Origin of the sequence: Microcystis sp. M015S2, from assembly GCF_020245945.1 — a bacterium.
Lineage (GTDB): Bacteria > Cyanobacteriota > Cyanobacteriia > Cyanobacteriales > Microcystaceae > Microcystis.
This window is the reverse complement of the sequence record NZ_JADBTX010000005.1, coordinates 1-4,274: the sequence shown is the minus strand read 5'-3', so window position 1 is coordinate 4,274 and position 4,274 is coordinate 1. Positions and strand designations below refer to the sequence as shown.

Below are 4,274 nucleotides of genomic sequence, written 5' to 3'. Positions count from 1 at the left end.
CTTTCAAGACTCGGTTAACAATTTGTAATATTCCTTGTTGACACCCTTACTGACAAAGAAAAAACTGAAATCAAGTCAGGATAAGGGTTGGAGTGCTTACTGCAAAAATTGTTAAGAAAGATCCCTATAAGGGATAGCCTTAATAAGGGGGGTATCTGAAAGTTTTTAACACCTATAGCGGTGTGCAGTCGTATGAAGTACAGTGTCACGAGCTATAAACCATGCTAGGCAAGGCTTGGTCTGTATCTCACTCAAGCGCTTACCGCTATAGCGACTTAGAAGAAAATATATAATTAATATTATGCCCGATCGCTAATTAAATTAGCAATCGGGCGGTGGTGAGAATTAATTAACCCAAGATTTAGAAAGCTTGTTCAACTTCGGCAATTTCGGGAATCACTTCCCGGAGACGACGTTCGATGCCCATTTTTAGGGTCATGGTGGAACTGGGACAGGAACCGCAAGCACCTTGAAGACGCAGTTTGACGACTGGCCCGTCGATTTCGACTAATTCCACGTTACCACCATCCGCCATCAGGTAGGGGCGCATTTCATCTAAAACTTGTTCGACGTTATCAGGAGTCAGTGTTAAAGACATAATCAGCTTCTGGTCAGAGATTTATTACAGTGTAAGTAAGTGGTTTCAATTAAATTGAAGATAGATTTTGTCTTTGATCCCCCCTGCCCCCCTTGATAAGGGGGGTGCCGATAGGCGGGGGGATCTACCCTTGATAAGGGGGGTTTGATCCCCCCTGCCCCCCTTGATAAGGGGGGTGCCGATAGGCGGGGGGATCCGACAATTTTTAATACCCACCTACTTAGTTACTTCGATCCTAACGCTTTTTGGGCGGGGATAACCCTTAAGATTCTAAAAGCTGCAGATTGATAAAAGTAAATTCTGTGGTGGATTTTTCGCCCCCCGCGTCGATTGCGTTAATCACTTGACAGGAGGGTAAATAATAATTACCGATTTTTTCGTAGGTTTCCTTAAAGTCACGTTTTCCCTTTAATTCATCGGTTTTAGCATTGCGGAAAATGGCATTATAGCGAATAGAAATATAACCTTCTCCCGTATCGAGACTTTCCTCGGTATTAATAGTAAAAGCCATCGGTCCCATGACTCGACTGACTTGACAGATTTCCTGACCGCGGACTTTATAATTAGACCCCATAGCATCGCCGGTGACAAGAATTTCTACTGCACCGGTGGGATCATCTTGCCCGAAATTAAACTGGTTTTTGCCGTGGGAAGCCTCAAAATTGCCTCTTTTACGGTGAGTAACGATGTCGCGCATTTGATTATAGATACTTTCTTGCACTTTCTCGTCATCAATGCCCGTTACTTCCACACTATAATCGGCATTAACTTGAATTTTGCCCGTATGGACTTCCTCCCCTTGGGTGAGGATAATATCAGCAGTGTAACCGGGGAATCCTTCATCCCAAGTGTAACGGTTTTCGTAGGCGGAGCGGAAAATATCTCGGGCGTTCGTCGTGGCTACAGTCATAATCGCTTTACTTGTGTTGATAACTCCATTTATATCATTGTCGCTGATTTTTTCGCCTCTGGCCGAGATTTCTAGAAAACTAGATGAATTCCACAGCTTAGGGAAAAGTCAGTTAGAATGGGTCAATGACCCGTCCCTTGCTCGATTGCCATAAATCTAAATAAGCAAAAAATAAACATGAGCAATTATGACAAAATTAAGTCCAAAAGTTACCGCAATTATTCGTTCTGGTGAACAACAAGGATATGTAGGTGAATGCGTGGAAATTTCGATTGTCACCCAGGGAAATACCTTAGATGAGGTGGTTAATAATCTCCAAGAAGCCATTTTACTGCATTTAGAGGGAGAAGACCCCAGGGAGTTCGGTCTAGTTGCCAAACCTTCTCTACAGATTATATTTGAGTTACAGCCAGAATATGCCTAAGCTGAAACAACTATCCGGCAAAGACATTATCAAAATTCTTGATCGATTTGGTTTTACTATTCACAGTCAACGAGGAAGTCACATAAAATTGCGTCGTGTCATCTCGGAGAGAAAGGAGACTTTAACTATTCCCAATCATCGGCAACTTGATCCTGGAACCTGTTACGCTATTTTTAGGCAAGCAAGTCAATATATTCCAGAATCAGAGCTTTATCCTTACTTCTATGACTTATAGAAAAAGTTAGGTAGTTGCTCGGGGCGTATCCTGATAGTATTTGATGATCAAAAAATCGGGCTAAAATAGAAAAAACTCACCCTCAGCGATCACGGCGATGGCAAAAGAAACGGCGAAAATCAAGCTTTATCGGAAAACCTATCAACTTCCCCAACTAAATCGCCCCGATTTATTAATTTTACAGGATCAGATTCAAGAAAGACAGCAACTGATTAAAACTGGAAAACGGGTCCGCAATACATGGTTAGGATTGAGGAAAAAAGAAGAACCCCTCGATTTCGAGGAAACTTTTCAAGAATTAGAAAGATTAGTCGGGGACTATAACCAGTTAATCAGATTTCTCACCGACCATAAAGATGAATACCGGCGGTTTTTCCAGTCACTCACCGAGGAAATCAAAGAGGCAGTGGCGGTTAAATGCCATAAATTGGCAGAAAAAGAGCGAAAACGCCAATCTCTAGAGAATAGCCCCGACTCGGCCGAAGTGCGAGACATCCTGAAACTACAGAAACAGCAGATTTTCCGCACCGTGATTCTTGTTGGTCGCGCCAGCTTGCTCATGCTCAAGAAAATCGACCTAATCAGCGAAAGTATCCAGAAATTAGCCGAAGATCAGGATACACAAAAACGGGTTTTCTCGAAAATGATCGGCGAGTTGAACGTTTATAAACAAGTGTATCAGTTGCAGATCGAGTTAGATAGTCTGGAAAAAGAAGCGATCGAAATGGCCAAAGTAGCCATTAATCTAGAACAATACCTAAAACCAATTATCGGACAGTTTCAGGGTTTGATCGATCGAGTAGTGACCATTGACGGGGAACTTTCCCGCAGTGTCAGCGAAGTGGAATCCCTCGTCCAGAACATTCTCAGTTCCGAATCGGCCCTATCTTTCCGCAAAAACGAGAATCTATCGGCTAGTTTGCTCAATTTCCTCGTCACCAGCGAAGAAAAGCGCGGACGTTTAGCGAGCGCATTAGAGCGAGCCGAACAGGAAGGATGGCAATGGACAGAAGTGGAAATCCCCGACGAGGAAATCGAACTGGAAACCGCCATTCAACGCATCAACGACCATGTAATCGAGAGAGTCGGGGACTTTAGCACCTCCGTCGTCGGTGACTCTCCTATTCCTCCCCAAACTCAACCAGAGACAGCGCTAGGGGATAAAACTTCATTTACCGAAAACCTAGCCAAGGGAGTCACACTGGAAATGGTAGGCTTACCAGCAGGTCAATTTCTCATGGGATCTCCTGATAGTGATCCCTATGCTCAAAGTGATGAAAAGCCTCCACACCAAGTTAAAGTCAACAGTTTTGCCATTGGCAAATATCCCATTACTCAAGCACAATATCAAGCGGTAATGGGAACCAATCGCTCTCATTTTTCAAATAATCCCCAAAATCCGGTAGAAAAGGTTAGTTGGGATGATGCTCAAGCTTTTTGTCAGAAATTGAGTCAAATAACCGGGAAAACCTATCGCCTACCCACAGAAGCGGAATGGGAGTATGCTTGTCGTGCAGGGACAACCACTCGCTACTATTTTGGTGATAATGATAATCAGTTAGGAGATTACGCTTGGTATGAGGGAAATTCTAATCGTACAACTCATCCCGTAGGACAGAAAAAGCCCAATGGTTGGGGACTGTATGACATGAGTGGCAATGTTTGGGAGTGGTGCGAAGACGATTGGCATGATAGCTATATTGGAGCGCCGGATGATGGCACGGCGTGGATTGATAATGATAATCGGTCTCAGTCTAGAAAATGTCTGCGCGGCGGTTCTTGGAGCGTCAACCCTGATTACTGTCGTTCTGCCATCCGCGTCAGGAGCTTCCCCGGCAGCCGCAGCATCATCTACGGTTTTCGGGTTGCGTGTGTCTCCCCAGGACTTTAACCCTTTGCTCTTTTGCCTTTTTGCCCTTTGTCTCCCGCCGCTAGGCGGGTCGATTTTTTTTTTGAGAAAATTGAGGTATGGCATAGAACGAGTTAGTTAGGACAGATGCCTGAAGGCTTTACTCACAGCATCCACAAGGTTTTCACTATCATTGATAATCTGACTAACATAGTTTTTCAATCTAGCCCAGAACTTTTCAATTTTGTTGAGATCTGG

The 4,274-nt window shown here is 44.0% G+C and carries 5 protein-coding genes; 3 read left to right on the top strand and 2 right to left on the bottom strand.

What is annotated here, in order from left to right:
• Window positions 1-361: 361 nt before the first annotated feature.
• Together IM473_RS01035 and IM473_RS01030 are read right to left on the bottom strand one after the other, a co-directional pair.
• Window positions 362-598 (bottom strand): NifU family protein, encoded by a 237-nt coding sequence (locus IM473_RS01035; protein ID WP_002779291.1) that lies wholly within the window; start codon window positions 596-598, stop codon window positions 362-364.
• A gap of 262 nt (window positions 599-860) precedes the next feature.
• Complete coding sequence (locus tag IM473_RS01030) at window positions 861-1,508, bottom strand: DUF3386 domain-containing protein (protein WP_072927656.1); 648 nt, start codon at window positions 1,506-1,508, stop codon at window positions 861-863.
• Between the two features lie 187 nt (window positions 1,509-1,695).
• On the opposite strand from IM473_RS01030, the gene IM473_RS01025 reads away from it, so the two are divergent.
• The 3 genes from IM473_RS01025 to IM473_RS01015 all read left to right on the top strand — a co-directional run bounded on the left by IM473_RS01025 (window position 1,696) and on the right by IM473_RS01015 (window position 4,058).
• Window positions 1,696-1,932: a type II toxin-antitoxin system HicB family antitoxin gene (locus IM473_RS01025; protein ID WP_002753114.1), complete on the top strand. Its 237-nt coding sequence runs from the start codon at window positions 1,696-1,698 to the stop codon at window positions 1,930-1,932.
• Window positions 1,925-2,167, top strand: coding sequence for a type II toxin-antitoxin system HicA family toxin (locus IM473_RS01020; RefSeq protein WP_002735126.1), 243 nt, complete (start codon window positions 1,925-1,927; stop codon window positions 2,165-2,167). The genes IM473_RS01025 and IM473_RS01020 overlap by 8 nt, the downstream gene beginning before the upstream one ends.
• A 97-nt stretch (window positions 2,168-2,264) precedes the next feature.
• Window positions 2,265-4,058, top strand: a complete 1,794-nt coding sequence (locus IM473_RS01015; RefSeq protein ID WP_287660343.1) for an SUMF1/EgtB/PvdO family nonheme iron enzyme — start codon at window positions 2,265-2,267, stop codon at window positions 4,056-4,058.
• Window positions 4,059-4,274: the final 216 nt, after the last annotated feature.

Coding starts and splice junctions, on each gene's coding strand:
- IM473_RS01035 (WP_002779291.1), bottom strand. CDS start 598: ATGTCTTTAACACTGACTCCTGATAACGTCGAACAAGTTTTAGATGAA.
- IM473_RS01030 (WP_072927656.1), bottom strand. CDS start 1,508: ATGACTGTAGCCACGACGAACGCCCGAGATATTTTCCGCTCCGCCTAC.
- IM473_RS01025 (WP_002753114.1), top strand. CDS start 1,696: ATGACAAAATTAAGTCCAAAAGTTACCGCAATTATTCGTTCTGGTGAA.
- IM473_RS01020 (WP_002735126.1), top strand. CDS start 1,925: ATGCCTAAGCTGAAACAACTATCCGGCAAAGACATTATCAAAATTCTT.
- IM473_RS01015 (WP_287660343.1), top strand. CDS start 2,265: ATGGCAAAAGAAACGGCGAAAATCAAGCTTTATCGGAAAACCTATCAA.